At 61.6% G+C, this 255-nt stretch carries 1 pseudogene; it reads left to right on the forward strand.

Annotation, left to right across the window (positions count from 1 at the left end):
- Positions 1–47: 47 nt before the first annotated feature.
- Positions 48–255 (forward strand): annotated as a pseudogene (locus C7G61_RS43665) (IS630 family transposase); the annotation flags it as partial.

Genomic DNA, 255 nt, shown 5'->3' on the forward strand with positions numbered 1-255 from the left:
AGGTCCTGAAGAAAGCCTCTGCCAAAGGAAGGAGGCGGGGAAAGCCGGTGACGATCGTCTCCTGCGACGAGAAGCCGGGAATCCAGGCCATCGCAACGACGGCGCCGGATTTGCCGCCCAAGCCTGGTGTCCACGCCACCTTTGCGCGCGACCATGAATACAAACGCCATGGCACGCTCAGCCTGTTGGCTGGGATCGATCTGCTCACCGGCAAGGTCCACGCCCTTGTCAAAGATCGTCACCGCAGTCGAGAGT

It is taken from the genome of Bradyrhizobium algeriense, from assembly GCF_003062295.1.
Taxonomy (GTDB): domain Bacteria; phylum Pseudomonadota; class Alphaproteobacteria; order Rhizobiales; family Xanthobacteraceae; genus Bradyrhizobium; species Bradyrhizobium algeriense.